The sequence below is a fragment of the Micromonospora sp. WMMD1274 genome (assembly GCF_049179035.1).
GTDB classification, from domain to species: domain Bacteria; phylum Actinomycetota; class Actinomycetes; order Mycobacteriales; family Micromonosporaceae; genus Micromonospora; species Micromonospora tulbaghiae.
On the sequence record NZ_JBMHMG010000001.1, the window covers coordinates 1,426,891 to 1,453,530 of the forward strand.

The following is a 26,640-nucleotide window of genomic DNA, read 5'->3' on the forward strand; positions in this document are numbered from 1 at the left end:
ATCAAGGGCGGCCCGGCAGCGGCTTGGACTCCAACTGCCGGGCGCCCGACTACATGGATGCCCTGCTCTGGGTGCAGAAGGTCAGCCCGCGAGGCGGACGAGAAGTGCCGTGTGCTGCTCGCGGCGGGCCGCCTCGGCGTCGAGCCGGGCCAACTCCCGCTCACCGGCGGCGGTGATCGTGGCGTGGTCGATGTCGTACCGGCGCCCCGGGCGCATGTGCAGCCGCACCAGGCCCTTGCGGGCCAGCGCCCGCAGGGTGGCCACCGACTCGCGGTAGGTGCCGCCGCCCCGGTGGACGCGGCCGAACGCGGCGGCGGTGGACAGTGCCCGGTGCTGCGGGTCGGTCACGTCGGCCAGGTGGGCGCCGGCCATGGTGGGCCGGGCCTGCCGCTGCTCGCCCATCTCGGCGAGCACCGCGAGGGACGCAACCGGGGTGGCCTCGGCCTCGGCCTTCGCCATCTCCGCCCAGAGGCGGGCCACGGACCGGGCGATCTGCTCGGTGGTGTAGCTGCCGCACTGCTCGTCGATGCGGAGCGTGCCCTGGTAGGTGGTGACGGTGTAAACCCCGTCGCGGATCCACTGGAGGGTGACGGTGACGCGGCCGGCGGTGTAGCTGATGCTGTCGCCGGGGTTCGTGAGCGCGCTGATAGCGTGCGCCATGGGTCTATCTCCTGTCTGAGGCAGGTGATGGATCAAGGCCCTGGGCAGCGAGTGGAGTCGCTGTCTGGGGCCGCCTTGCTTATGCCCAAACTCTACGCTTACTTGGGGTCGGGCGGAAGCGGTTATCCCCAAAAAGTTCGATAGTTTTGCCGCCGACCCGATGGGATGATCAAGCTCATGACGGATCGACTAACCGAGGTTGCTCAGCAGTTCGCTGATGCGCGCTCCCAGGTCACGGAGCTACGCGAGCGGCTGCGCGAGGTTCAGGCCCGGGTTGCGGAACTCCGTCCCCAGGTCGCCGAGGCCATCGCCGACGACATCCGGCACAAGCGTCGGACCCAAGTCGAGATCAGTCGCATGACGGGCTACACCCCCGAGCGCATCCGGCAGATTTGCCGGGCCGCTGGTGTCGAGCCAAGCGAGTAGGCAAACCACATCCCCGACGTGAGCGCAACCGGCTACTCGACCGCCACGAAGCGTTGATGAGGCTTGCTTCGGGCGGGAGGATGCGGCGCATGACCGAATCACGCCTTCCCGCGAGCTTCTACGACGACAAAGTTCGACCTCGCGCTTGCGATCGGACGGGCAGCGGCCCAAACGAGACGCCGCGTCACCCCCGACCGGCCGGCGTCGACCTTGAGATGGTTGCGATCTATGCCGTCGACTACGGGGTCGAGAGCCCAGAAGAGGGTCCGCTCCAGCCGATGGACCTTAGGCCGATCCTAGATGCGCTGGCAGCCCACTGGGACCGATGCTCGCCCTGCCTGTCACACCACAGCGCCGTCGTTGCCTCCAGTCCGCCGCTAACCACCCACCTCGTCGGGGTGCTGCTGCTGGCATCGAACATCAAAGAGGCGTCTGCTCGGCTGGTGCTACAGATGCTCGACCCGGACGGCTGCGCGCTTGCTCTGACCATCCGGAACAGTGGACTTGAGGCCGCAGTGGCCCTGGCCAGTTCGATAGGGGCCGACAGGCGCCGGGCGGTGGTGGACATCGCCGTGACGGCGATCATGCCGACCAACTGGCTCGACACGCCGGTCTCGAACCTCTGCCCGCCTGTTGCGAGATCAGCCCGTCCGGATCTCGGCGACGCGGAGATGCTGAGCCTTCTTCGCTCAGATGGGTATCTGGCGTAGGCCATGCCTCCCGCTGGCCCGCAGGCGTTGAGGCTATGAGACTTGTGGATGAGGAAAGGGTCGATCTGGTGGCAAGTAACTGGCGGGACGTGCGAGCCCTCCGCGCCAACCTCAACGAATCCAAGATCGCCGAACACACCACGCGCATGCGCGGCGAGATCCGCGCCGCGCTCAACGACCGCGACTGGTCCGGGGCGAACGTCGACACCACCCAGGCCGCAAACATCACCGTCGTCGTCTCGGCTCCACTGCCCGAGAGGGTTGCCCACGCACTGTTCGTCGAGGCGGAAGCCCGTGACATCGAGCCCAGCGCGCTCATCCGGGAGTTAGTGGAAAAAGGGCTGAACGTGGGTGGCGCGGCGTGATTGTCCGCGAGTTCGAGGGATGGCTTGCCGACCTGCTTGCCGCGCAGCCGTGGGTGCGGCAGGTGTCGCGCTGGTCGACCGGCGGCGGACCGAAGCCGGTCGGCGTAACACTGAACGGCCGAATTGACATACAACTCGTGGGTGGGGATCAGAAGGCCCCACCACTCGACCCCGACAACGCCGGCACGGCTTCGCCTGTTGAAGCCACGCCAGGGCAGCCGCCAGCGTGGGCGGACGCGATCGTCGCCGCCATTAGCGCCGCGGGGCTGCCCCGTGTCGCCGTCGCGGAAACCTATGCCCAGTGGGGTGGCAGCTCGAAGCCTGCTGGTATGCGCGTTCAATTCACGGACGGGTCCGAGGTGTTCGGCACAGTTCTCAACGCGAGCCTTTGAGGTGGTGTCGGCCCAGCTTAAGCGCCGCTACCGGCATCTTCTGTCCGCGTGGCACTTCGCTCAACGGCAGGCAACAGAATGCGGCGCAGCGTCTCCACCTGTTCGGAGGTCAGGGGTGGCGCAGCGGCAACGGTCAGCCTGATCAAATCCTCATCGAGCCCGGACCTAGGTCGTGTTCGCTCCTCGCGCCCGCCCCCCGCTGCACTTGGCGCACGTCGCGACTCTGTAATCCGCCGTTCCAACTCGTCCACGGACGGGCCGGTGGGAGTCCACGCCAGTTCGGCTGCCTGACGTGGCGGAAGGGCGTCACGCATGGCGAGCCCGTAAGCAAGCACTTCTCCGGCAGCATTGATCGCCTCATGCCGTGTCGGAGTCCTCCGTGTCAGCCTCTGCTCGCGTCCGGGGCCGGTGCTGTGGCCCGCTGCTGAGCTGCGGACGGCTGCTGCTGCCCGAAAGATTCGGGCCAGTTGCGCCAACGTCTCATCTGCGATCGGCCACGACGCCGCTTCCTGCGCGGCGAGCCGTTCCATCTCGGCATGCAGGGCCGGGTCATCCGTGCGGAATCGAGCCATGTCAGGTCTCCGTATGGAGGAAGCGCTGAGGCAATCGTCTGGATAGTCATCCTAAGAGGCGATTCACGCCTAGCCCCCGTAGAACAGCGGCGACGGCGTGGCGAGTAGTCGAGTCCATCACCGTGCCCTCCCGATCGGGTTCGAAATTCTCACAGCCTTATCACCTGACGCGGCGCACCCGGACGGACGGGCCGGTCGGAACGGATAGCAGCAAGGCGTCAGCGGGGCCGTGACCTGCACCGACCGGACGGAACGGACGGGGCAGACACGCTCGGTCGGAGTTCGGATCGGACCGGCTGCCCCGCAGCGGGTACGGCGGCCCGACGGCGACCAGGTCCACCGCGCCCGCCCGCCACCGCCACCCCGCCTGCACCGGAGCGACCGGCGCACCGGCCCGGCGGGCCGCATCGCGTACCTGGGCTGCGCCGTAGGGCGGCTCGGACCAGGACGGACCCACCACCGCACCCACCCGACGGCCGCGGAACACCCCGGCCAGGCCGCCGACGTGGTCGACGTGGAAGTGGCTGACCACCAGCAGCGGCACCTCGCGTACGCGGAGGCGGCGCAGGCAGGCGTCCACGCCGGACGGCTCCGGGCCGGCGTCGACCACCACGGCCCGGCCGGCGCCGACCGGCAGCACCACAGCGTCCCCCTGCCCCACCGCGCACGCCACCACCACCCAGCCGCGCGGCGGCCAGCCGGAGGCGAGCAGCCGGACCGGCACCGCGCCAAGCACCACCGCCACCGCGACGACAGCGATCAGCCGGCGCGCCCGGCGTCGGCGGAAGGCGAGCAGCAGCGCCACGCTCACCGCCGCCAGCAGCAGGGCGCCGGCCACCCCGCCCGCCCAGGGCAGGTTCCCGGCCGGCAGGTCCGCCCCGTACGCGGCCACTGCCACCAGCCAGCGCGCCGGCCAACTCGCCAGCCAGGCCAGGAACTCCGCGCCGCCCGGCCACACCGGCGACAGCACCGCCGCCAGCACGCCGAGCACAGTGGCGGGCGCGACGGCCGGCACCGCCAGCAGGTTCGCCGGCACAGCCACCAGGCTGACCGTGGCGGACAGCCCGGCGATCACCGGGCCGCAGGCGAGTTGTGCTGCGGCCGGCACCGCCAGCGCCTCGGCCAGCCCGCTCGGTACGCCCCGCCGCCGCAGCGCGTCCCGCCAGCCCGGCGCGAGCAGCAGCAGTCCCCCGGTGGCACACACCGACAACGCGAAACCCGGGTCGCCCGCGAGGTCCGGGTCGTACAGGACCAGCCCGGTGACCGCCGCGGCGAGCGCGGGCAGCGCCGATCGGGACCGCCCGGCGGCGAGCGCGGCGAGCCCGATCGCGCCCATCGCCGCGGCGCGCACCACGCTCGGCGAAGGCCGGACCAGGATGACGAACCCGACGAGCGCGAGTACGCAGAGCGTGGCGGCGGTACGCGGACCGGCGCGCGCCCAGCGGGCCAGCAGCAGTACCGCCCCGACGACGATCGCCACGTTGGAGCCGGACACCGCGTTGAGGTGCGTCATCCCGGTGGCCCGGAAGTCCTCCTCCACCTCCGGAAGCAGCCGGCTGGTGTCACCCACCACGAGCCCCGGCAGCAGCCCGCCCGGCGCGTCGGGCAGCGGCTCGCAGGCCCGTTGCAGCCCGGCGCGCAGCACGCCTGCCGCCCGTTGCGGCCACGACGCGTCGCCGCGCAGCGTGGGCGGGTCGGCGGTGGAGAGCACGGCGGCGGTGAGGTCGCCGCCACGCGGGGCGGACAGCCGTCCCCGGCTGGTGACCCGCTGCCCGGGCAGCAGTGGACGCCAGGCCGGATCGGTGGCGAGCACAAGCGCGCGGACGGGACCGGTGACGCGAGCGCCGTCGGGTCCGGTGAGCCGGATCAGATCCACGCGGACCAGCAGCATCGGTGGACGGCCGGGCGCACCGCGTACCGGACGGGGGTCGTCGCGGAGCACCAGCTCGGCGGTGACCGGGGCACGATCGGTGACGAGCGCGCGGACCGGGGCGGCGTCGCGGACCGCGACCCGGGCGCCGGTGGCGGCCGCGCCGCAGAGCACGCCGAGCAGTACGGCGACCGCGATCCAGCCGTAGCGGCGGACCGTTGCACCCGGCCGGCCCAGCACGCCGCACAGGTGCAGGCCCGCGAGCAGGGCGAGCGCGGCGGCGACGACGGCCATCCACACCGTCACCCGGACCGTGAGGTGCAGCCCGGCCAGCGCGGCGAGCCAGGCCGCAACCGCCAACCCGGCCAGCCGCAGATCGGGCACGTCGCGGTCGGCCGCGTCGCCATCGAGGGGGCGTCGGCGGTTCACACCGTCACCAGTTCCTTGAGCTGCTCGTACCGGGCGTCGCCGATGCCGTCGACCTGGCGCAGATCGGACACGGACCGGAACCCGCCGTTGCGGTCCCGGTGGTCGAGGATCCGCTGGGCGAGGACCGGCCCGACGCCCGGCAGCGCGTCGAGCTGGGCCAGCGTCGCGGTGTTGAGGTTGACCGGGCCGGCGGGCGCCGCCGAGCCGCCCGGCGCACCGCCGCCCGCTGCGGCGGGTCCGGCCTGCCCCGGCGGGGCGGTGACGCCGACCAGGATCAGCTCCCCGTCGGTGACCTTGCGAGCCGGGTTGAGCAGCGCCACGTCGACGCCGGGCAGCGCGCCGCCCGCCGCCTCGATCGCGTCGGCCACCCGCGCGCCGGCCGGGAGGCGGACGAGGCCGGGACGCCGGACCTTGCCGGCCAGCGCGACGACCACCTGACCGGGTGAGCCGGCCGGCGCGGGCACCCCGGGAACGGCTTCGGTCGCCGCGCTCACCGGCGCCTCGGCGGGTGCCGCTACCGGCTGGACGGGCTCGGCGCTGGGACGTGAGCGCCACGCCCAGACGGCGGCCACCACGACCACCACTGCCGCCACCGCCGCGAGCGCCCGCACACCCCGCCGGCCGGGGTCGAACGCCCCGGGACCGGGCAGCCGGGACACCAGACCGCGCACAGAGGCCGACTGACGGTCCATCTCGGCGTCCGTGGCAACGGACGGCGGATCCCCGAATGGCTGCTCCCACACGCCGTCACGCTCCGGGAGAGCCGGTCGCGGCCCGTAGTCCGGCTCGCCCGCGCCTGTCACACGCCCGGGACCCGAACCGGGCCGATCCTCCGAGCCCAGCCCACCGCCGGATCCCGAACCAGGCCGAGCCCTGGATTCCGGCCCGGCCCCACCAGGCCCGCGCGCAGAGCCGGACCGCTCCTCGGAGTCCGGCCCGAACGCACCAGGGCCCCGCCCAGAGGCGGAATCCAGCCCGGTCCCACCTGACCCAGGTTCGAGACCCGGCTCGAAGGACCGCCAGGGCTCGGGCGGAGACAGCGCCTCCGGCATCATCGCGCCGATGGGCCGGCGCGGACGACCGACAAGAGCCGGCGGGGCGGCACCTGCCGCATCAGCGCCCCCGAACAGCCGGGCGAGCCGCCGCCGTACCGTCGTCTCGTCGTCGTCTGGCACGGCTCGGGACGCTACGGCGACGGCTCGTCAACCGTCGGCCGGGGAGCTCTCACCTGTGGACGACGGGAGCACTGTGGACAGCAACCCGATCAAACCCTGACTGTGCTAGCGCGGCCGGGAGGCGAAGCTCAGCGCGCCTCCGGGTCCAGGCCCAGCGCGGCCCGTCCCCCGTCCACCGGCACCGTCGCGCCGTTGACGAACGAGGCGCGTTCGGAGAGCAGGAACGCGACCACCTCGGCCACCTCGTCGGTACGCCCGATCCGGCCGAGCGGGTGCAGCCGGGCCATCTCCGCGTCGACGTGCGCCACCCCGGCCGGGTCGAGTCCGGCCAGGTAGGCGGCGTGCCGTTCGGTGTGGATCGAGCCGAGCGCGACGGCGTTGGCGCGGATGCCGCGCGGACCGTAGTCGACGGCGAGCGCCCGGGTCAGCCCCTCCAACGCGGCCTTCGCGGTGGCGTACGGCAGCGCACCGGGCACCGCCCGGCGGGCCTGGTGGGAGGAGACGTTGACGATCGCGCCGCCGGTGCGCGCGGCCAGGAACCGGCGTACGGCGGTGCCGGCTCCCGCGACGGCGGGGCGCAGGTTGAGCGCGATCAGGTCGACGACCTCGCTCGCGGGCGCGCGGTGCAGGTCGGCGTCGCGGAAGACGGCGGCGTTGTTGACCCAGCCGGCCAGCGGCGCGTACGCCTCGGCGCGGTCGGCGGCCCGCCCGGTGACCGCCTCGTCGCCGGCGTCCCCGGTCACGGCGTGCAGCCGGTCGGCCAGCGGATGCCGGGCCAGCCAGTCCAGCGCACCGGTGTCCCGCTCGACCACGACCACGGTGCCACCATCGGCGGCCAGCCGTTCGACGATGGCCCGTCCGACGCCGCGCCCGCCGCCGGTGACGACGTACGACAGTGGGCTCATCCGGCCACCCTAGGCCGTGCGGCGGTGGACCACCACGCATGCCAGGCCGGGTCCGGCGTGCGCGGCGACCACCGCGCCGGCCTCGGTGACGTACGTGTCGTGCAGGCGGTCGCCCAGCCGCTCGGTCAGCGCCGCCAGCAGTTGCTCCGCCCGTTGCGGCGCGGCGAGGTGGTGCACGGCCAGGTCCACCTCGGCGTCGTCCGCTGCCTCGACTGCCAGGTCGATCAGGCGTGCCACGCCCCGGCTGGCGGTACGGACCTTGTCCTTCACCACGATCGCGCCGTCCGGCATGTGCATGATCGGCTTGACCGAGAGGGCGGTGCCGAGCAGCGCCTCGGCCGCGTTGATCCGGCCGCCCCGGCGCAGGAACTCCAGCGTGTCGACGTAGAAGTAGATGGTGGTACGGGCGACCGCGTCCAGCGCCGCGTCGCGTACCCCGGTCAGGTCGGCACCCCCGGCGGCGGCCGCGGCGGCGGCGAGCGCCGGGAAGCCGAGGCCCATGCCGGTGGATCGGCTGTCGACCACTGTGACCCGGTCGTCGCCGACCTCGGCGGCGGCCAGCCGGGCGGCCTCGACGGTGCCGGACAGTTCGGCGGACAGGTGCACCGACACGACCCCGTCGGCGCCCTCGGCGAGCAGCGCGCGGTAGACCTGCGCGAACTGTTCCGGCGCGGGCCGGGACGTGCTCACCGATACCCGCCGGCCGCTCAGCGCGCGGGTGGCGTCGGCCGGGGAGGTCTCGACGCCCTCCAGCCCTTCCGCGCCGTTGAGGACGACTGTGAGCGGGACGACTGTGAGTCCGCGTGCGCGGACCAGGTCGGGCGGCAGGTAGGCGGTGGAGTCGGTGACGACCGCGACGGGCATGACCGGCACGCTAGCCGATGGCGCTGTGACGTGCCGGGGCCGGAGGTGTCAGACCGCGTCGGTGAGCGCCGGCTGGGTGATCAGGCCGACGTTGTGCGCGCGCAGGTGCCAGCCCCGGACGTCGTCGTGGCGCAGTTCGGTCCAGTGGCAGTTGGCCAGCGAGCCGAGGCTGCGCAGCACCGTGTGGTCCCAGCCGAGCAGGTGGCCGACGCCCTGCCGGGCGCCGCCGCCGTGGGTGGTCACCACGACGGTGCCACCGACGGCCAGGTCGGCCGCGTCCTGGAACCCGGCGCCGAGCCGGGCGCCGAGGTCGCCCAGGGGCTCGATGCCGGCGCCGGGGTCGGGGTCACCGGCTCGCCAGCGGGCGTACTCGTCGGGGTAGCGCTCGGCCACCTCGGTGAGGGTGAGGCCCTGCCAGGTGCCGAAGTGCCGTTCGCGCAGCCGGGCGTCGGAGCGTACCGGCAGCCCGGTCAGCGCCGCGAGCGCGGCGGCGGTGTCGGCGGCCCGGCGCAGGTCGCTGGCGACGATCGCGTCCGGGCGCAGCGCGGCCAGCACCGGCGCGGCGGCGCGGGCCTGCTCCCGGCCGAGGTCGTTGAGCGGCACGTCGGTCTGGCCCTGGACCCGGCTCGCGGCGTTCCAGTCGGTGTTGCCGTGCCGCCAGACGATCAGGCGGGTCATTCGGCGGTGGCGGTGCCGGCGGCCGAGTCGGCCAGGTCGCGATCGGTGAACGGGATCTGCGGGCAGTCCTTCCAGAGCCGGTCGAGCGCGTAGAACTCGCGCTCCTCGGTGTGCTGGACGTGGACCACGATGTCGACGTAGTCGAGCAGCACCCAGCGGCCGCCCCGCTCGCCCTCGCGGCGCACCGGCTTGGCCTTCTCCGGCAGCTCCAGCAGGCGCTCCTCGATGGCGTCGACGATGGCGAGCACCTGACGCTCGTTCGGAGCGGCGGCCAGCAGGAACGCGTCGGTGATCGCGAGCTGGTCGCCCACGTCGATGATGACGATGTCCTGTGCCTTCTTGTCGGCCGCGGCCTGGGCGGCGGCCATCGCCAGCTCGTGCGCGCGTTCGGAAACTGTCACCGTTCTCCTTCGATCAACCGTGCGACCCTCCAAGCCTCTCACACCCGGCGGTGTGCCGACTTGTCAGTTCTGGTCGATCTCAGGCATGAACCGGGACGTACGGGGGCGAATCACCGCTGGTAGAGGCGCCGTTTCGCGATGTACTGCACCACACCGTCGGGCACCAGGTACCACACCGGCTCCCCGCGGGCGACGCGCGCGCGGCAGTCGGTCGAGGAGATGGCCATCGCGGGCACCTGCACCAGGCTCACCGAGTCGGCCGGGAGGTGCTTGTCGGTGAGTTCGAAACCGGGCCGGGTCACGCCGATGAAGTGGGCCAGTTCGAGCGCCTCGTCCAGGTCCTTCCAGGAGAGGATGCGCTCCAGGGCGTCCGCGCCGGTGATGAAGAACAGCTGCGCCTTCGGGCCGTACTCGGCGTGCAGGTCGCGCAGCGTGTCGACGGTGTAGGTGGGACCGCCCCGGTCGATGTCGACCCGGCTCACCTGGAAACGCGGGTTGGAGGCGGTGGCGATCACCGTCATGAGGTAGCGGTCCTCGGCCGGGGTGACCGCTTCCTCCGCCTTCTGCCACGGTTGCCCGGTCGGCACGAACACGACCTCGTCCAGACCGAACCGGTCGGCCACCTCGCTCGCCGCCACCAGGTGCCCGTGGTGGATCGGGTCGAACGTGCCGCCCATGATGCCGACCCGCCGGATGTCTTCCTCCACCCAGCGATCGTAGGCCGCGCCCCGCACGGGCCCGGGCGGGGTCGGCCACGCCGGGCGGATGAGCCCGCCCGGCGTGGCTCCGGTCAGGCCGACGCGGCGGCCACCGCCGTCCGGGCCACGAGCGCCCGGCGCATGTCGTCGTCCAGGTCGGTCACCCACCGCCGCAGGCCGGGCGTCAGGTCGTCGCGGGCCAGCAGCGCCGCGGCCGTCTCCCGGGTGGTCTGCGCCACGGCGTAGCGGGGGTACGCGGCGACGGTGACCGCGTCGGCCACCCACGCGGTACGCAGACGCGCCGCCGCCGGCATGTCCGCGAAGTAGCGCTCCACGTAGCCGGCGGTCAGCTCGGCCTGCTCGGGCTGCCAGAAGCCCTCTGCGGTCGCCTCGACCAGGCGGTTGGACAGCTCGGTGCTGCGGGTGACGATCTCCCAGGCGGCGCGCTTCGCGTCGGCGTCGGGCAGCGCGGCCCGGCACGCGGCGGCCTGCTCGGCGCCGGTGGCGCTGCGGTCGGCGTCGGCCTCGGCGTCGATCTCCGGCGTCCCGGCCGCGCCGAGCACCACGAGCCGGCGCAGCACCGCCCAGCGCAGGTCGGCGTCGATCGCCAGCCCTGGCGGAACACCCTCGCCGGCCAGCCAGCCGGTCAGCATCGCGGTGTCGGTGGTGGCGCCGATCAGACCGCGCGCGGCGGCGAGCTGCAACGAGCCGCCCCCGGGTGCCGAGTCGAGCAGCGCCGCGCAGGCGTTCGCCACCCGCAGCAGCGCCGCGTCACGGGCGAGCGGATCGAGGTAGCGGTCGATCAGCCGGCGGCTGAGCAGCAGCACGTCCTCGACGATCGTCACCTCGGTCTCGGCCGGAAGCGCCGCCCCGATCAGCTCGGCGAGCGCGCCGGCCGGCCGTTCCCCGTCGGTGACCGCGTCCAGCGTCTCGGCCCAGAGCAGCGCCCGGGCCAGCGAATCGTCGATCGCGGGAAGCAGCAGCGGCACCGCGTCCGCCGAGGCCGGATCGAGCCGGATCTTCGCGAACGTCAGGTCACCGGCGTTCGGCAGCACGAGCCCGGTGGCGGGCCGCCCGACCAGCTCGGGCAGGGGCGTACGGCCGCCGTCGGCGTCCGGGTCGAGGTCGACCTCGAACCGGTACGCCGGGCCGTCGGCGGTGTGGTGGGCCACGCCGATGCGGTGCGGCCGCAGCACCGGGTGGCTCGCCGGGGCGGTCTGCACGATCGCCACGTCGGTCCACCGCCCGTCGGCGTCCACAGCGGTGTCGACCCGCAGCGTGTTCACCTGGGCACGGCGCAGCCAGCGTTCCGCCCAGCCGTCCAGGTCGCGACCGCTCGCCGCGCCCAAGGCGGCCAGCAGGTCGGCGAGCGTCGCGTTGCCGAACCGGTGCGCGGCGAAGTGCGCGTTCAGCCCGGCCAGGAACGCCTCGTCGCCGAGCCAGGCGACGAGCTGGCGGAGCACGCTGGCGCCCTTGGCGTACGAGATGCCGTCGAAGTTCAGCAGCGCCTGCGCGGCGTCGGCGACCTCCTCCGGTGCCACCGGATGGGTGGAGGGGCGCTGGTCGGCGGTGTAGCCCCACGCCTTGCGACGGCTCGCGAACGTGGTCCACGCCCGGTCGAACCGGGTCGCCTCGGCGGTGACCCGGGTGCCGAGGTATTCGGCGAAGGACTCGTTGAGCCAGAGGTCGTCCCACCAGCTCATGGTGACCAGGTCACCGAACCACATGTGCGCCATCTCGTGGGCGATGGTGGTGGCGCGCAGCTCCCGCTGGGTGTCGGTGACGGCGGAGCGGAAGACGTAGTCGTCGCGGATCGTGACCAGGCCCGGGTTCTCCATCGCGCCGGCGTTGAACTCGGGCACGAACGCCTGGTCGTACTTGCCGAACGGGTAGCGCTCGGCGAAGAGCTGGTGGAAGCGGTCGAGACACTGCCGGGTGACGGTGAAGATCTCTTCGGCGTCGGCGTCCAGGTGGGCGGCGAGCGAACGCCGGCAGTAGAGGCCGAGCGGGATGCCGTCGTGCTCGGCGCGCAGCACGTGCCAGGGGCCGGCGATCAGCGAGACGAAGTACGTGGCCAGCGGCTCGGTGGGGGCGAACTCCCAGCGCCCGGGTGCGGGCCGGTCGGCGAGCGGCCCGTTGGCGGCGACAGTCCACTCCGGCGGCGCGGTGACGGTCAGCGTCACCGGTGCCTTCAGGTCGGGCTGGTCGAACGCGGCGAAGATGCGCGGCCCGTCGTCCAGGAAGGACATCGCGTAGAGGTACGTCTCACCGTCGGCCGGGTCGACGAAGCGGTGCAGGCCTTCGCCGGTGTTGGAGTAGGCCATCTCGGCCTCGACGGTGAGCGTGTTGGTCGCGGCCAGGCCGGTCAGCGGGAGCCGGTCGCCGGCCAGCAGGGCCGGGTCGAGGTCGCGGTCGTTGAGGCGGGCGGCGAGGAGTCGGCGCGGCTTGACGTCGACGAAGGTCTCGGCGCCGGGGGTGGCCCGGAACCGGATGGTGACGGCGGAGCGGAACCGCTCGGCGTCGCCGGTCAGGTCGAGGTCCACATCGTAGGACTCGACAGCGATCGACGCGCGGCGCGCGGTCGCCTCTGCACGGGTGAGGCTCGGCATCCGCTTATCCTGCCCGATGAGGTCCGCTCGGGCCCTCTCGTTACGCATGGCGATGGAGGAGCAGCGATGGGTCAGCACCCCAAGGGCGATTTCGACCTCTCCCGGGCGGTTTGGCAGCGGGCAGAGGGCGACACCTCCGAGGGAGCGGTCGAAGTGGCATTCGTCGACGACCTGATCGGCATGCGCAACTCCGCCGAGCCGGACGGGCCGGTGCTGGTCTTCACGCAGGCCGAGTGGGACGCGTTCGTCGCGGGCGCCCAGGACGGCGAGTTCGACCTGGACTGAGCGCGCCTCAGTCACCGTCGCCCCAGCCGAGGCCGCCCGGACCGGGCGCGTGGTGGAAGCCGGGGTGACCGGCCACGTCGGCGCAGCGCTCGCCGTCGGGCCCGACGGCGTCGCAGAACAGCCGCTCGGCGCGGTGCCAGGCGTCCGCCGGGGACAGCGCCGCCGCCCCGAGCGCCAGCTCCGGGCGGAGCAGGCCGAGCGCTTCGGCGTACGCCACGGCGTGCTCCCGCGCGACGGCGGGATCGGCGGCGGCGAAGCCCAGGTGCACGGTGAAGTGGCGCGGCGGGCGGGGTGCGGAGCGCCGGAGCGCCCCGATCAGCGGCCCGTCGCGGCCGTCGCCGCGCAGCCGGGCCGACGCCTCGAAGTGCCGTCGTGCCGCCCTGTCGTCACGCATCCGTGCCCTCCCCCGTCGCCGGTGACGCCCGCCGGACGTCGCGCCGGCGGGTGGCGGACCGGTCGCCGCCGGCCCGCGAACCCGAGCCAACCAGCTTTTCCGCGCCCGGGGAGGGGCCAGCACCCGCCGGCGCGGCCGGCCCCTCCCCCGAAGGGCCGGAGCTGCTGGAATGGAGGGTTCGGCCGCGTCGGCCCGGGTAGGTAGGCAGGGTCGCCGAACCGCGTCAGGAGCAGCCCAGATGAGCACCATGCCGAGCGACCGGAGCCCGGACAGCACGATTGCGTTCCTGCGGGAGGGCTACCGCTTCGTCGGCGACCGCTGCGACCGCCTCGGCACCGACGTCTTCCAGACCCGGCTGCTGCTGGAGCCGACGATCTGCCTGCGCGGCCGGGAGGCCGCCGAGCTGTTCTACGACGAGGAGCGGTTCGTCCGGCGCGGCGCCATGCCGATGCGCGGGCAGCGCACGCTCACCGGCGTCGGCGGCGTGCAGGGCCTCGACGGGCAGGCCCACCTGGTCCGCAAGGCGATGTTCATGTCGATCATGACGCCGGCCGCGATCCGCCGCCTCGGGGAGATCTTCGACGAGCAGTGGCGGGCCCGGATCCCCGACTGGGCCGAGGGCGGCCCGGTGGTGCTCTACGACGAGGTGGGAAAGATCCTGACCCGTACGGTCTGGGCCTGGGCCGGGGTGCCGCTGGCCGAGGCCGACGTGCCGCGCCGCACCGCCGAGATGCACGCGATGATCGAGGCGCCGGCCGCGCTGGGCCCCCGGCACTGGCGCGGACGGCTCGGCCGCCGGCACGCGCAACGCTGGGCCGGCGAGCTGATCGAGCGGGTACGCGCGGGCGCGGTGCCCGCCCCGGAGGGCAGCGCGCTGGCGGTCGTGGCCGGGCACCGGGACGAACGGGGCCTGCCGCTGCCGCGCCGGATCGCCGCCGTGGAACTGCTCAACGTGCTGCGCCCCACCGTCGCCGTGGACCGGTACGTGGTCTTCGCCGCGCTGGCGCTGCACGACCACCCGCACTGGCGGGACCGGCTACCCGGCGACGACGCCGCGACCGAGCAGTTCGTGCAGGAGGTACGCCGCTACTACCCGTTCTTCCCGGTCGCCGCGGCCCGGGTCCGCCGCTCGTTCCAGTGGCGCGGGTACTCGTTCCCGCAGGGCCGGCGCGTGCTGCTCGACCTGTACGGCACGAACCACCACCCCGACGTGTGGCCCGAGCCGGAACGGTTCCGCCCGGAGCGCTTCGGCGGGTGGCGCGACGACCCGTTCGGCCTGGTCCCGCAGGGCGGCGGCGACCACTACACCGGCCACCGCTGCGCCGGTGAGTGGATCACGATCGAGCTGATGAAGCGGGCGGTGACGAACCTGACCGGCGCGATGACGTACCGCGTACCGCCGCAGGATCTGGCGCTCGACCTCGGCGCCATGCCGGCGTTGCCGCCCGGCGGGCTGGTGCTCGACGGGGTGCGCCCGGCCGAGGGGGCACGCCGGGCCGCCTGATCAGGACGCGACCACGAGCGCCTGCGGCGCGGCCTGCTTCATCCGGGTCCGCAGCCACTTGAGCTGGATCGCGGTCTCCTGCTCGCACGAGCGCACCACGGCGAGCAGTTCGGTGTCCCGGGCGCCGTACGCCGCCTGGCCCACCACGGTCCAGCAGATGTCGCACTCGGCGGCCATCAGGTAGAGGTCCTGGAGGTCGCGCAGCAGCCCGATCGGCCCGGTACGGGTGCCGGAGAACAGCTCGGAGTGCAGCCGGTCCGGCTCGGCCGGCGCGTCCTCGGCGTACCGGCGGGCGAACGGGGCGAGCGCCGCCGCGTGCGCGTGACACCGTTCGGCCAGCCGCTCACAGGTGTGGAAGACGTCCGGCTCGTCCCGGTGCGCGGCGCCGACCTCGGTGAACGCGTCGCCGAGGCGGTCCTGTGCCCGGTGCAGCAACCCCAGGTAGTGCGCGAGCTGCATGTCACTCCTCCCTCGACGACGCCTCGGCGGCGGGACCGCCGACGGTGGCCGGGATGCCGGATCCGGCGGGTGGCGCGGCCGCGCCGACGGTGGGCGCGGGCGCCGGCCGCCCGTCGGAGCCGGCCTCCTTGACCACGCGGACCGCTGCGACCTTGAAGATCGGCTGCTTGGAGACCGCGTCCCACGCGGTGACAGTCAGCTCGTTGGCCGCCCGGTCGTGCCGCCCCTCGCCGGGCGCGGCGCCGTCGCCGGTGTCCCAGTAGCCGTAGTGGAACGGCAGGAACACCACGCCGGGGCGGACCCCGCAGAGCCGGGCGCGGGCACGGACCACGCCGCGCGGCGACTCGATCCGGCACAGGTCGCCCTCGCCGACGCCGAGCCGCTCCGCGTCGGACGGGTTCAGCTCCAGCCACGACTCCGGCGCGGCGTGGTCGAGCTGGGTGGACCGGCCGGTCTTGGTACGGGTGTGGAACTGGTAGACGGTCCGGCCGGTGGTGAGCAGCAGCGGATAGTCGTCGCTGGGCACCTCCGGCGACGGCTGGTACGGCGCGGCGTGCAGGAACGCCCGGCCGCGCGGCTCCTTCGCCCGGTACTCGTCGGCCAGCAGCTCCGCGCCGGTCGTCAGGTCGTGGCCGTACGTCTCGCAGTCGTCCGGGTCGGTGTGGAAGACGCCGTCGGTGTAGAGACGTTCGGTGCCGTCCGGGTGCGCCTCGTCGCACGGCCACTGGATGCCGCCGCCGCGCAGCCGCTCGTACGTGATGCCCGTGTAGTCGCAGGGCCGCCCCCGGCTGCACTCCTTCCACGCCTCGAACACCTCCTCCGGCCCGGTCCACCGGATCAGCGGGTTGCCGTCGCGGTCTCGGAAGTCCATCCGGCGCGCGTAGTCGAGGAAGATGTCCAGGTCGGCGCGCGCCTCGCCGGGCGGCTCGACGGCCTTCTCGGAGATGTGCACGGTGCGGTCCACGCTGGTGAACGTGCCGGTCTTCTCGCCCCAGGTGGCGGCCGGCAGCACCACGTCGGCCAGCTCGGCGGTCTCGGTGCGGAAGATGTCCTGCACCACCACGAACAGGTCCGGCTTGCTCAGGATGCGGCGGATCCGGGCCAGGGCGGGCAGGGACACCGCCGGGTTGGTGGCGGAGATCCAGAGCAGCTTGATCGAGCCCTGCTCGGCGTACCGGAAGATCTGCATGGCGTGTGTCGGCGGCGACCAGTGCGGGATGGTGTCCACGTCGACGTTCCAGAGCCGGGCCAGCTCGGCGATGTGCGCGGGGTTCTCCCAGTTGCGCAGCCCCGGCAGGTCGCCGTCGGCGCCGGTCTCCCGGGTGTTCTGCGCGGTGGGCTGGCCGTTCATCTGGTAGATCCCGGCGCCGGGGCGGCCCAGCATGCCCCGGATCAGGTGCAGGTTGTTCACCTGGCAGGCCGCCGCGGTGGCCTGGTTGGACTGGTAGAAGCCCTGCAGCACGGTGGACACCAGCCGCTCGGACTCCCCGAGCAGCTCGGCGGCCCGCTCGATGTCGGCGGGCCGCAGGTCGCAGAGTTCGGCGACCTTCGCGACCGGGTAGTCCTCGACCACCCGGCACAGCTCGTCGAAGCCGAGCGTGTGCGCGCCGACGTACGCCTCGTCGTACCGGCCGCGGTGGATCAGCTCGCGGAGCAGGCCGTTGAGGAGCGCCACGTTCGTGCCGTTGCGCGGGGCCAGGTGCACGTCGGCCTCCCGGGCCACCGGCGTGGCGCGCGGGTCGACCGCGAGCACGGCCGGCGGGTTGGGCCCGCGCCGCCGGTCCAGCATCCGCATCCAGAGCACGGTCTGGGTCTCCGCGACGTTGTGTCCCCAGAGCGCGATGGCGTCGCAGTGGTCCACGTCGGTGTACGAGCCGGGCTGCCCGTCGGCGCCGAAGGACGCCTTCAGCGCCGCCGCGGCGGTCGCCGTGCACAGCCGGGTGTTGCCGTCCATGTGCGGCGTGCCGAGCCCGGCCTTGCCGATCACGCCGAGCGCGTAGTACTCCTCCAGGAACAGCTGTCCGCTGGTGTAGAAGCCGAAGTGCCCCCAGCCGCCCGGCCCCTCCCACAGCTCCTTCGACCGGGCCACGACGCGCCCCATCGCGGTGTCCCAGTCCGTCTCGACCAGCCGGTCGCCCTCACGGACCAGCGGCCGGCGCAGCCGGTCCGGGCTGTGGTTGGCCTGCCAGCCGTACAGGTCCTTCGGGTCGACCCGGCCGTGGTTGACCCGGTCCCCGGCGCGCCCGCGTACGCCGACGATCCGGTCGTCGACCACCGCGATGTCGAGCGCGTCGCCGTTGGAGTGCAGGATCGAGGCGCTCGGCACCCAGCGCTGCACGTCCGCCTCGGTGTGCCCGTCGGCGAGGAACGTGTCGACCCGCACCGGCCAGCGCTCCCCCGGCCCGTACGGCGTACGCGGCCCCCACGGGTCGGCTATCCGGTCCACCATCGCTCACTCCATCCCCCGCCGACGGGCGGGCGGTCAGGCGGCCTGCGGGTGCAGCACCGTACGCAGGCAGCCGTCCTCCTTCTTCTCGAAGATCTCGTAGCCCCGGGCGCCCTGCTCCAGCGACATCGGGTGGGTGGCCAGGTAGCCGGGGTCGATCTCGCCGGCCGCGACCCGGTCCAGCAGCATCGGGATGTAGCGCTGGGCGTGCATCTGCCCCATCCGCAGCACCAGGGCCTTGTTCATGGCCGCGCCGAGCGGGAACTTGTCCACCAGGCCGCCGTACACGCCGACGATGCTCACCGTGCCGCCCTTGCGAGCCGCCATGATCGCCTGCCGGACCGAGGTGGGGCGGTCGGTCTGCGCGCGTACCGTCTGCTTGGCCTTGTCGTACGCGTACGCCGGGCCGACGTCGTGCGACTCCATGCCGACGGCCTCGATGCAGGCGTCCGGGCCGCGCCCGGCGGTCATCTCGCGCAGCGCCTCCAGCACGTCGGTCTCGGCGTAGTTGATCGTCTCGACGCCGAGACGCTGCGAAGCGGTGGCGAGCCGCTCCGGCAGCCGGTCGATGACCACGACCCGCTCGGCGCCGAGGATCTGCGCGGACCGGGCCGCCATCTGGCCGACACCGCCGGCGCCCCAGACCGCCACCACCTCGCCGCCCTTGAGGTCGCAGAAGTCGGCGGCCATCCAGCCGGTCGGCATGGCGTCGGAGGCGAACACGACCGAGTCGTCCGGCACCCCGTCCGGCACGGTGAACGCGCCGACGTCGCCGAACGGCACCCGGATGTACTCGGCGTGGCTGCCCGAGTAGCCGCCGGCCGCGTGCGAGTAGCCGAGGATGCCCGCGGGCGAGTGGCCCCACAGCTTCTCGGTGAAGACCGGCTGCGGGTTGGAGTTGTCGCACAGCGAGAACTGCTCGGTGCGGCAGTACCAGCACGAGCCGCAGGCCACCACCGACCCGACCACCACCCGGTCACCGACTGAGATGCGCCGCACGTCCGGGCCGGTCTCGACCACCTCGCCCATGAACTCGTGGCCGAGGATGTCACCCTCGCGCATCGCCGGCAGGTAGCCGTTGATCAGGTGCAGGTCGGAGCCGCAGACGCTGCTCGCGCGGACCTTGACGATGATGTCACCGCCGGACCTGATGGTCGGCTCCGGCACGTCCCGCACGGCCAGTTTGCCGACGCCCTCCCAGCACAACGCCCTCACGGTCGTCCTCCCGCCATCAGCTTCTCGCGTACCTTGTCCGTCGCCCGTTCCTGCCGCGGACTGCGCCCGGACGGATCGTGCCGGGTGTCGAGCACCTGCCCGGTCTCGATCAGCGACTTGATCCGGCGCAGCGTGGTGCGCAGACCCAGGTCCGGGTCGCTGCCGCCGACGAGGCCGACCGCCCGCCGGATCGGGCCGGACCGCCACCGCAGCTCGGCCCGGATCTCGGTGCCCCGGTCCTGCGGGGCGGCGGCCAGCTCGATCCGGCCGCGCTGGGCCACCGGCCCGTCGGTGACCCGCCAGCTCAACCGGCCCGGGCCGTCGACGGTGATCTCGGCCCGCCACTCGGTGCCGCCGCCGGCCGGGTCGGCCGCCACGCAGCGCCACCGGTTCGCGTCGAGCTGCTCCAGCGTCGCCCACTCGGCCAGGCCCCGGTCGAGCCGTTCCCGGTCGGTCCAGAAGCCGATGACCTCGTCCACCGGCCGGTTCACGGTGATCCCGCGGCGCACCACGTACCAGCCGTCCTCCCGGTCGGGCTGGTGCCGGTGCCGCCGCCGGGCCACCGTCCGGGTGACCCCGAGCGCGGTCACCGCGGCGGCGCCGGCCAGCGCCCATCTCGTCGCGTTGCTGGGCATCACGTCTCCTCCCGACTCGGACCGTCCGTATCCGGGTGCGCTACCCGGCGCAGCGCGCCCGAAACGGTTTCAGCAGCCGCATTCCGGGCAAGTCGCGTCACCCGACCTGAAGGAGGCGACGTGACCCGACCGACCGCCGCGCAGCCGCGCGACGAGGGCGCCGCGTCCGCGCCGGTCCGGCTGCCGATGGCGTACGTCCTGCCGCTGCGCGCCCACGACGACGGCGGCCTGGACGAGCTGACCGGGTACCTGCGCGAGCTGAGCCGCTGGGTCGACGTGGTGGTGGTCGACGGATCGGCGCCGGAGCTGTTCGCCCGGCACGCCGCCGCCTGGCACGCTCTGGTGCGGCACGTACCGCCGGATCCGGCGCTGCGCGGGCGCAACGGCAAGGTGCTCGGCGTGCTCACCGGCGTAGCGCTGGCCCGGCACGAGCACGTGGTGATCGCCGACGACGACGTCCGGTACGACCGGGCGGCGCTGTGCGCCGTGCACCAGATGCTGGACGGGGTGGACCTGGTCCGGCCGCAGAACCACTTCGACCCGCTGCCCTGGCACGCCTGGTGGGACACCGGCCGGACGCTGCTGGCCCGCGTGTTCGGCGGCGACTGGCCGGGCACGCTCGCGGTGCGGCGGAGCACGTTCCTGGCCATGGGCGGCTACGACCCCGACGTGCTCTTCGAGAACCTGGAGCTGGTCCGGACCGTGCGCGCGTACGGCGGCAGCACCGCCACCCCGGCGTGGCTGTACGTGCGGCGGCTGCCGCCGACCGCCGCGCACTTCCTCGGGCAGCGCGTCCGCCAGGCGTACGACGAGACGGCCCGGCCGGTGTGGCTGCTGGCCGCGCTGGCGGTGCTGCCGGCGACGGCGGTCGCGCTCGCCACCCGCCGGCCCGGGCTGCTGCTGCGCGCCGGACTGGCGACCGTGGCAGTGGCGGAACTGGGCCGGCGACGGGCCGGCGGCACCAGGGTCTTCCCGGCGCACACGAGCCTGGCCGCGCCCGCCTGGGTGCTGGAACGCGGCCTGTGCGCCTGGCTGGCGGTGGGCCGGCGGCTGCGCGGCGGGGTGCCCTACGCGGGCGCCCGGTTGCGGACGGCGGCCAACCCCACCCGCCTCCTGCGCCGGCGGATGACCCGGCGCCGCCCCGACGATCTGGTGCTGTGGGTGGAGACCGGCGCGGCACCCCCACCGCTGCGCGCCGAGCGGGCGGCCCGCTGAACGGTCACCGGCACGGAAAGGGCCCGTCCGATCGCGTCGATCGGACGGGCCCTTTCCGGACGCGGGAGCGGACCGTCAGGACCGCACCTCGTCGCGCGCCTGCTCGGCGCTGTGCCGGACGTCCTGGGCGGCGGCGCGGCCGTCGTCCTTGACCGTGTGCGCGGCGTCCTGCGCGGTGGCCTTCACCGACTCGGCGGCGTGCTGCGCCGGCTCGCGCAGCTCCTCCTTCAGCTCGGTGGCGACCTCGCCCAGCTTCTCCTTGACGACGCCGCCGTGCTCGGCGGCCTTCTCCTTGACCTGCGCGGCGACCTGCTGCTCGCGGCGGGTGGCCGGGATCAGCGAGGAGACCAGCATGCCGACGCCGAAGGCGATCACGCCGGCGGCGATCGGGTTGCCCTCGGACTTCTGCCGCACCACCTGCGGCGCCCGGTGGGCGGCGTCGCTCACCGTGGCGGCGGCGGACTGCGCCTTGTCGCCCACCGTGGAGGCCATCGAGGAGGCGTGGTCACCCACCGAGTGGGCGGCGTGGCCGGTGCTGTGGCCGAGGTCCGATGCGGTTCCCATCACCTTGTCCTTCACGTTCGTCAGCGCGCTGCGGACGCGCTGCTTGCGGTCGTCGACGATGCGGCTCGGGCTGACCTTGTACGCCAGGGCGTCCACGTCCGAGCTGAGGTTGTTGCGGGTGGCTTCGATCTCGCGGCGGATCTGCTCGGGATCGGTACTCATCGGGTGACTCCCTCCGGGTGCGGCTTGAGCGCGTCGGGGATGCGCTGCACGCTGTCGTTGGTCTGCTTCAGGCCGCGGATCCGCTCGGCGTTCTTCTTGCCCATCGAGTACAGGACCGCGGCGACCGCGGCCCAGATGACGGCCACGATCAGCGCGGCCAGCCCGGAGTCCATGACGTTGTCGAGGAACTGCCAGATCGCGATCGAGACGAAGAGCGCCACCATGTAGCCGCCGAAGCCGGCGCCGCCGAACAGGCCGGCGGCCTTGCCCGCCTTCTTGCCCTCCTGGCGGATCTCGGCCTTGGCCAGCTCGACTTCCTGGCGCATCAGCGTCGACAGGTCCGTGGTGACCTGGCGCATCAGGTCGCCGATCGAGCTGCTGCGCACCTCGTCGGCGTGGGGCGGGGCGCCCGCCGCCTGATAGCCGGGGTCCTGCGTGGGTACGGTCATGCCGTCGCCTCCCTTCTGCCGGTGCGGCCGGTCACGGGCGGGGAGCGCCGGTCGACGGGACACCCGGCAGCGGGTCGGTGCGCTCCGGCGGCGGCAACGGCTGGCCGGTGCCACCGGCCGGGTCGGCCCAGGTGTTCGGGGCGCCGCCGGTCGGGTAGGTCGCACCCGGCGCGGAGTAGCCCGGGTCCGGCTCGGCGTAGCTGCCCGGCGTCGGGTCGAGGTAACCGCCCGGCGGCACCTGGTCCGGCACCTCGCGCGCGGTCGGGATGACGGCGGTGCGGTCCGGGTCGTACGCCGGCCGCGCCGTGCTGTCGTCGCCGAGCGCGGTGATGTTGCGGGTGAGCCGCCCGGCGACCACGCCCAGCAGGGCCGCGCCGACGAGGAACGTGCCCGGGTTGCGGCGGGCGTAGCTCTTCACCTCGTTGAGCAGGTCGCCCGGCTCGCGCTGCTCCAGCCAGCCGGCCACGCCGTGCACCCGCTCGGCCGCCTGGTGGGCCAGCTCGGTGACCGGCCCGGAGCCGCCGCCCTGCTGCGCCATGGTGCGCATCTCGTCGGCGAGCGAGCGCAGTCCGCTGGCGGCGCGCTGCTGCTGCTGACCGGCCTGCGCGGTGACCTGGCTGCGGGTCTCGCCGTAGAGGTCGCGGGCCTGCCGCTTGGCCTCGCCCACCACCTCCCGGCCCTGCTCCTTGGCGGTCTGCGCGACCGCGCCGCCCGCGCTTGCGGCGTCGGAGCCGACCTGGCGGGCCTGGTCGCGTACACCGCCGCCACCGTTCGTCGACTGGTACGTGGCCGAACTGGGGGAAAGATCCTGAGTCATGGTGTCCCTTCCGCTCGTGTCTTCCCAGCGGTTGTCTTCGGGGGGTACGCGGATTTGTTTCCGCGTGACAATCGCCCTACCCCAGGTCGGCGGCTCCATGCCTGATTCGTGAATTCTCTGCGGGAGCGCCCCACCCCGGTCAGACAATGAGGTGCCTGCCCACCCGGGCGGCGGCGAGTCCCACGGGGGTGACAGGGATGGCACGTGACCTGCGCGAACACGCGTCCGCCCGGCCTGCGGTGCAGAAGGTCGCGCTCGCGGCGGCAGCCCTCTTCGCGCTGATCGGCGTGCTCGGTTTCGTGCCCGGCATCACCACCCACTACGGCGACATGACGTTCGCCGGGCACCACTCCGAGGCGAAACTGCTCGGGGTGTTCCAGGTGTCGGTGCTGCACAACCTGCTGCACCTGTCGTTCGGGCTGGTCGGTCTGCTGATGGCCCGGCGGCTGGGCGGCGCGCGGGTGTTCCTCGCCGGTGGCGGCGCGCTCTACCTGGTGCTGTGGCTGTACGGCTTCGCCATCGACCGGGACACCGCGGTGAACTTCGTGCCGGTGAACGACGCCGACAACTGGCTGCACCTGGCCCTCGGCTTCGGCATGCTCGCCGCCGGCCTGCTGCTCAACAACAACCTCGGCACCGGCAGCCGGGTGGAGGCACCCTTCGACCGCCCCTGACCAGGCGCGACACGCCGAGCGGGCGTTTGCCCCGGCCCGGCGCCGGGCAGGAGGGCAACCGCGAGCGGGTCGAGGAGGTCCGGCGATGCCACGGTGGTTGCGCGACAACATGCTCTCGATAGCCATGCTCGGCGCGTTCCTGGTCTTCCTGCTGCTGCAGAGCGTCTTCGGCTGGCAGGTGCACAACGAGGAGCTGAGCCAGTACGGCGCCGAGCCGCTGAGCTGGTGGGCCTACCTCGGCACCGGGCACTTCGCCGAGGCGGTGTTCGAGAACTGGGAGTCGGAGTTCCTCCAGATGGGCGGCTACGTGCTGCTCACCGCGTACCTGGTGCAGAAGGGCTCGGCCGAGTCGAAGCCGGAGGACCAGACGGACCGGCCGGAGGACAACCGCGACCACGCCCGCCCCGATTCGCCGTGGCCGGTACGCGTCGGCGGGCTGCCGCTCGTGGTCTACCGCAACAGCCTGGCCATCGCGCTTCTGATGATCTTCGGGGGTGCGTTCCTGGGGCACCTGTTCGGCGGTGTGGCCGCCTACAACCAGGAGCAGGCTCTGGAGAGCGGCGCCGCCCCGATCAGCGCGTGGCAGTTCCTCGGCACCAGCGACTTCTGGTTCCAGTCCATGCAGAACTGGCAGAGCGAGTTCCTCGCCGTGGGCGTGCTGATCCTGCTCAGCATCGTGCTGCGCCAGCACGCCAGCCCGGAGTCCAAGCCGGTCACCGCGCCGCACGCGCAGACCAGCGCCTGAACGTCGGGCCGCCGATCAGGCCGCCACCGGCAGCCGCTTGGCGAAGCAGACGCTGTACGGGTTGTCCACGTACTCGCCGTAGACCGGGATCGGCTCGTACCCGCTGGACCGGTAGAGCCCGATCGCGGCCGGCAGGTAGGTGCCGGTCTCCAGGCACACCGTGCGGTGCCCCTGCCGGAACGCCAGCTCCTCCAGCGCCACGAGCAACTGCCGGGCGATGCCCCGACCCCGGTACGCCGGCCGCACGTACATCCGCTTCAACTCGCCGGTGTCCGCGTCGAGCGCCTGGAGCCCGCCGCAGCCGACCGCCCGGCCGCCGATCACGACGGCCAGGTAGCGGATGTCGGTGTGCACGACAGTGACCTGCCCGTCCAGCCCGCCGTCCGCGTCACGCAGCTCACGCTGCTGGGCGACGACGAGCGCGGCGATCTCCGGATCGGTGGCGGGACGGGACTCGATCAACATGCCCGTACGCTAGATCGGCCGGATTTCGCGCAGGTTTCCCGCCACCGACCCGGAAACGGCTACTCGGCGTCCGCTTCCGCCGCCGGCGCGGCCTCGACCTCGTCCTCCGGCCGGACCCGGCGGGCCTTGCGGGCCGCGAGCCGGTCCGACGCCGACGGACGGTTCGACTTCTCCTCCAGCCGCACGTCGGTGCCCCGGTTGCCGGGCACGAAGTCGATGCCGGCGTAGAGCGTCGGCTGCCAGTCGAACTCCCGGTCGCCGATGCGCACCAGGTCACCGGCCTGCGCGCCGGCCTTGGCGAGCTTCTCCTCGACGCCGAGGCGGGCCAGCCGGTCGGCCAGGTAGCCCACTGCCTCGTCGTTGTCGAAGTTGGTCTGCTTGACCCAGCGCTCCGGCCGGCTGCCGCGCACCGTGTACGAGCCGTCCGGCTCGGCCTCGATGGTGAAGCCGGCGTCGTCGACCGCCTTCGGGCGGATCACGATCCGGGTCGGCTCGGCCGGCGGGGCGGCGCGGCGGCCCTGGTCGACCAGCTCCGCCATCGCGTACGTCAGCTCGCGCAGACCCTCGCGGGTGGCGGTCGAGATGTCGAAGACGCGCAGGCCGCGGGCCTCCAGGTCGGGGCGGACGATGTCGGCCAGGTCCTTGCCGTCCGGCACGTCGACCTTGTTGAGCGCGACCAGCCGGGGCCGGTCGGTCAGGCCGCCGTACTGGGACAACTCCGACTCGATGGCGTCGATGTCGGCGAGCGGGTCGCGGCCGGGCTCCAGCGTCGCGGTGTCGATCACGTGCACCAGCACGGCGCAGCGCTCGACGTGGCGGAGGAACTCCAGGCCCAGGCCCTTGCCGCTGGCCGCACCCGGGATCAGGCCCGGCACGTCGGCGACGGTGAAGGTGTGGTTGTCCACCCGGACCACGCCCAGGTTCGGCACCAGCGTGGTGAACGGGTAGTCGGCGATCTTCGGCTTGGCCGCGGAGATCACCGAGATCAGCGACGACTTGCCGGCCGACGGGAAGCCGACCAGGCCCACGTCGGCGACGCTCTTGAGCTCCAGCACCACGTCGAGCCGGTCGCCGGGCTCACCCAGCTCCGCGAAGCCGGGCGCCTTGCGGCGGGCGTTCGCCAGCGAGGCGTTGCCGCGCCCGCCCCGGCCGCCCCGGGCCGCCTCGAACGTGGTGCCGACGCCGACCAGGTCGGCCAGCACCTCACCGTCGAGGCTCTGCACCACTGTGCCGTTCGGCACCTTGATGACCAGGTCACGGCCGTTGGCGCCGTCCCGGTTCGAGCCGGCGCCGCCCTTGCCGTTCTCGGCCTTCAGGTGCGGCCGGAAGTGGAAGTCGAGCAGCGTGGTGACCTGCGCGTCGACCACCAGGGACACGCTGCCGCCGTGGCCGCCGTTGCCGCCGTCCGGCCCGCCGAACGGCTTGAACTTCTCCCGGTGGATCGAGACACAGCCGTGCCCGCCGTCGCCGGCCTGCATGTGCAGGACGACCCGGTCAACGAACGTCGTCACGACGCCAATCCTTCCAGCGGGGGTCCGCCCCGCGCGTGAAAAGGCGAAGCGGGCCGGGACTCAGAGGTCCGCGGCCCGCTTCGCCGGAAAACTACTGCTGCGGCACGATGCTGACGGTCTTGCGACCGCGCTTGGTGCCGAACTGCACCGAACCGGCGGCCAGCGCGAACAGCGTGTCGTCGCCGCCACGGCCGACCAGGTCACCGGGGTGGAACTTGGTGCCACGCTGACGGATGAGGATCTCACCCGCGCTGACGACCTGACCACCGAAGCGCTTCACGCCGAGTCGCTGGGCCGCGGAGTCACGGCCGTTACGCGAGCTGGACGCACCCTTTTTGTGAGCCAT

At 73.4% G+C, this 26,640-nt stretch carries 29 protein-coding genes; 9 read left to right on the top strand and 20 right to left on the bottom strand.

Features of this window, described 5'->3' with window-relative positions:
• Positions 1-81 precede the first annotated feature (81 nt).
• Positions 82-660 (bottom strand): hypothetical protein, encoded by a 579-nt coding sequence (locus ACN27D_RS06255; RefSeq protein WP_421498741.1) that lies wholly within the window; start codon positions 658-660, stop codon positions 82-84.
• A 177-nt stretch (positions 661-837) separates the two neighbouring features.
• On the opposite strand from ACN27D_RS06255, the gene ACN27D_RS06260 reads away from it, so the two are divergent.
• The 4 genes from ACN27D_RS06260 to ACN27D_RS06275 all read left to right on the top strand — a co-directional run bounded on the left by ACN27D_RS06260 (position 838) and on the right by ACN27D_RS06275 (position 2,553).
• Positions 838-1,086: a hypothetical protein gene (locus ACN27D_RS06260; protein WP_421498742.1), complete on the top strand. Its 249-nt coding sequence runs from the start codon at positions 838-840 to the stop codon at positions 1,084-1,086.
• 89 nt (positions 1,087-1,175) lie between these two features.
• On the top strand, positions 1,176-1,796 hold the full coding sequence (locus ACN27D_RS06265) for a hypothetical protein (protein WP_421498743.1): 621 nt from the start codon (positions 1,176-1,178) through the stop codon (positions 1,794-1,796).
• A gap of 68 nt (positions 1,797-1,864) precedes the next feature.
• Positions 1,865-2,161: a hypothetical protein gene (locus ACN27D_RS06270; protein WP_421498744.1), complete on the top strand. Its 297-nt coding sequence runs from the start codon at positions 1,865-1,867 to the stop codon at positions 2,159-2,161.
• A complete protein-coding gene (locus ACN27D_RS06275) occupies positions 2,158-2,553 on the top strand; it encodes a hypothetical protein (RefSeq protein WP_421498745.1) in 396 nt (131 codons plus the stop codon). The genes ACN27D_RS06270 and ACN27D_RS06275 overlap by 4 nt, the downstream gene beginning before the upstream one ends.
• A gap of 732 nt (positions 2,554-3,285) precedes the next feature.
• Here the strand turns inward: ACN27D_RS06275 and ACN27D_RS06280 are convergent.
• From ACN27D_RS06280 to pepN, 8 genes are all read right to left on the bottom strand, one after another.
• Positions 3,286-5,379, bottom strand: coding sequence for a ComEC/Rec2 family competence protein (locus tag ACN27D_RS06280; protein WP_421501113.1), 2,094 nt, complete (start codon positions 5,377-5,379; stop codon positions 3,286-3,288).
• Between the two features lie 41 nt (positions 5,380-5,420).
• On the bottom strand, positions 5,421-6,266 hold the full coding sequence (locus tag ACN27D_RS06285; RefSeq protein WP_421501114.1) for a helix-hairpin-helix domain-containing protein: 846 nt from the start codon (positions 6,264-6,266) through the stop codon (positions 5,421-5,423).
• A 461-nt stretch (positions 6,267-6,727) separates the two neighbouring features.
• Positions 6,728-7,504 carry an SDR family NAD(P)-dependent oxidoreductase gene (locus tag ACN27D_RS06290; protein ID WP_421498746.1) on the bottom strand — a complete coding sequence of 259 codons (777 nt, stop codon included), beginning with the start codon at positions 7,502-7,504 and terminating at the stop codon, positions 6,728-6,730.
• 9 nt (positions 7,505-7,513) lie between these two features.
• Positions 7,514-8,368: a DegV family protein gene (locus ACN27D_RS06295; RefSeq protein WP_120568495.1), complete on the bottom strand. Its 855-nt coding sequence runs from the start codon at positions 8,366-8,368 to the stop codon at positions 7,514-7,516.
• A 48-nt stretch (positions 8,369-8,416) separates the two neighbouring features.
• Positions 8,417-9,046, bottom strand: a complete 630-nt coding sequence (locus ACN27D_RS06300; protein ID WP_121683461.1) for a histidine phosphatase family protein — start codon at positions 9,044-9,046, stop codon at positions 8,417-8,419.
• Positions 9,043-9,447, bottom strand: a complete 405-nt coding sequence (rsfS, locus tag ACN27D_RS06305; protein WP_013287996.1) for a ribosome silencing factor — start codon at positions 9,445-9,447, stop codon at positions 9,043-9,045. The genes ACN27D_RS06300 and rsfS overlap by 4 nt, the downstream gene beginning before the upstream one ends.
• Positions 9,448-9,557: 110 nt before the next feature.
• Positions 9,558-10,154, bottom strand: a complete 597-nt coding sequence (nadD, locus tag ACN27D_RS06310) for a nicotinate-nucleotide adenylyltransferase (RefSeq protein WP_013475510.1) — start codon at positions 10,152-10,154, stop codon at positions 9,558-9,560.
• A gap of 83 nt (positions 10,155-10,237) precedes the next feature.
• Positions 10,238-12,754, bottom strand: coding sequence for an aminopeptidase N (gene pepN / locus ACN27D_RS06315; RefSeq protein WP_421498747.1), 2,517 nt, complete (start codon positions 12,752-12,754; stop codon positions 10,238-10,240).
• Positions 12,755-12,820: 66 nt separating this feature from the next.
• Here pepN and ACN27D_RS06320 point away from each other — a divergent pair, with 66 nt between their 5' ends.
• A complete protein-coding gene (locus ACN27D_RS06320) occupies positions 12,821-13,039 on the top strand; it encodes a DUF397 domain-containing protein (RefSeq protein ID WP_013287999.1) in 219 nt (72 codons plus the stop codon).
• 7 nt (positions 13,040-13,046) lie between these two features.
• Here the strand turns inward: ACN27D_RS06320 and ACN27D_RS06325 are convergent, their stop codons facing one another.
• Positions 13,047-13,433: a hypothetical protein gene (locus ACN27D_RS06325; protein ID WP_121683459.1), complete on the bottom strand. Its 387-nt coding sequence runs from the start codon at positions 13,431-13,433 to the stop codon at positions 13,047-13,049.
• A 238-nt stretch (positions 13,434-13,671) separates the two neighbouring features.
• Between ACN27D_RS06325 and ACN27D_RS06330 the strand changes: the two genes are divergently transcribed.
• Complete coding sequence (locus ACN27D_RS06330) at positions 13,672-14,937, top strand: cytochrome P450 (protein WP_421498748.1); 1,266 nt, start codon at positions 13,672-13,674, stop codon at positions 14,935-14,937.
• Here the strand turns inward: ACN27D_RS06330 and ACN27D_RS06335 are convergent, their stop codons facing one another.
• From ACN27D_RS06335 to ACN27D_RS06350, 4 genes are read right to left on the bottom strand one after another with little or no spacing between them, the layout of a single operon-like run.
• Positions 14,938-15,396 carry a hypothetical protein gene (locus tag ACN27D_RS06335; RefSeq protein WP_120568490.1) on the bottom strand — a complete coding sequence of 153 codons (459 nt, stop codon included), beginning with the start codon at positions 15,394-15,396 and terminating at the stop codon, positions 14,938-14,940.
• 1 nt (position 15,397) lies between these two features.
• Positions 15,398-17,845, bottom strand: a complete 2,448-nt coding sequence (locus ACN27D_RS06340; protein ID WP_421498749.1) for a molybdopterin oxidoreductase family protein — start codon at positions 17,843-17,845, stop codon at positions 15,398-15,400.
• 33 nt (positions 17,846-17,878) lie between these two features.
• The gene (locus ACN27D_RS06345; RefSeq protein WP_120568488.1) at positions 17,879-19,057 is read right to left on the bottom strand and encodes a zinc-dependent alcohol dehydrogenase; all 1,179 of its coding nucleotides are present in this window, start codon (positions 19,055-19,057) and stop codon (positions 17,879-17,881) included.
• The gene (locus tag ACN27D_RS06350) at positions 19,054-19,692 is read right to left on the bottom strand and encodes a cyclase (protein WP_121683456.1); all 639 of its coding nucleotides are present in this window, start codon (positions 19,690-19,692) and stop codon (positions 19,054-19,056) included. Before ACN27D_RS06350 ends, ACN27D_RS06345 begins: the two co-directional genes overlap by 4 nt.
• A gap of 120 nt (positions 19,693-19,812) precedes the next feature.
• Between ACN27D_RS06350 and ACN27D_RS06355 the strand changes: the two genes are divergently transcribed.
• Complete coding sequence (locus ACN27D_RS06355; RefSeq protein WP_358172213.1) at positions 19,813-20,907, top strand: glycosyltransferase; 1,095 nt, start codon at positions 19,813-19,815, stop codon at positions 20,905-20,907.
• Positions 20,908-20,982: 75 nt separating this feature from the next.
• On the opposite strand, the gene ACN27D_RS06360 is transcribed toward ACN27D_RS06355, so the two are convergent.
• Genes ACN27D_RS06360 through ACN27D_RS06370 form a run of 3 tightly spaced genes read right to left on the bottom strand, consistent with a single transcriptional unit; the run spans position 20,983 to position 22,899 of the window.
• On the bottom strand, positions 20,983-21,633 hold the full coding sequence (locus tag ACN27D_RS06360) for a DUF3618 domain-containing protein (RefSeq protein WP_120568485.1): 651 nt from the start codon (positions 21,631-21,633) through the stop codon (positions 20,983-20,985).
• Positions 21,630-22,082, bottom strand: coding sequence for a phage holin family protein (locus ACN27D_RS06365; protein WP_120573620.1), 453 nt, complete (start codon positions 22,080-22,082; stop codon positions 21,630-21,632). Before ACN27D_RS06365 ends, ACN27D_RS06360 begins: the two co-directional genes overlap by 4 nt.
• 31 nt (positions 22,083-22,113) lie before the next feature.
• Positions 22,114-22,899: a hypothetical protein gene (locus ACN27D_RS06370; RefSeq protein ID WP_421498750.1), complete on the bottom strand. Its 786-nt coding sequence runs from the start codon at positions 22,897-22,899 to the stop codon at positions 22,114-22,116.
• A 209-nt stretch (positions 22,900-23,108) separates the two neighbouring features.
• Between ACN27D_RS06370 and ACN27D_RS06375 the strand changes: the two genes are divergently transcribed.
• Complete coding sequence (locus ACN27D_RS06375; RefSeq protein ID WP_181726627.1) at positions 23,109-23,573, top strand: DUF4383 domain-containing protein; 465 nt, start codon at positions 23,109-23,111, stop codon at positions 23,571-23,573.
• An 85-nt stretch (positions 23,574-23,658) separates the two neighbouring features.
• A complete protein-coding gene (locus tag ACN27D_RS06380) occupies positions 23,659-24,318 on the top strand; it encodes a DUF6766 family protein (RefSeq protein ID WP_091421843.1) in 660 nt (219 codons plus the stop codon).
• Between the two features lie 15 nt (positions 24,319-24,333).
• On the opposite strand, the gene ACN27D_RS06385 is transcribed toward ACN27D_RS06380, so the two are convergent.
• The 3 genes from ACN27D_RS06385 to rpmA form a co-directional block, all read right to left on the bottom strand.
• Positions 24,334-24,783, bottom strand: coding sequence for a GNAT family N-acetyltransferase (locus ACN27D_RS06385; RefSeq protein WP_120568482.1), 450 nt, complete (start codon positions 24,781-24,783; stop codon positions 24,334-24,336).
• A 59-nt stretch (positions 24,784-24,842) separates the two neighbouring features.
• Positions 24,843-26,294, bottom strand: coding sequence for a GTPase ObgE (gene obgE, locus ACN27D_RS06390; RefSeq protein WP_421498751.1), 1,452 nt, complete (start codon positions 26,292-26,294; stop codon positions 24,843-24,845).
• A 91-nt stretch (positions 26,295-26,385) separates the two neighbouring features.
• Positions 26,386-26,640 (bottom strand): 50S ribosomal protein L27, encoded by a 255-nt coding sequence (gene rpmA / locus ACN27D_RS06395; protein WP_013288010.1) that lies wholly within the window; start codon positions 26,638-26,640, stop codon positions 26,386-26,388.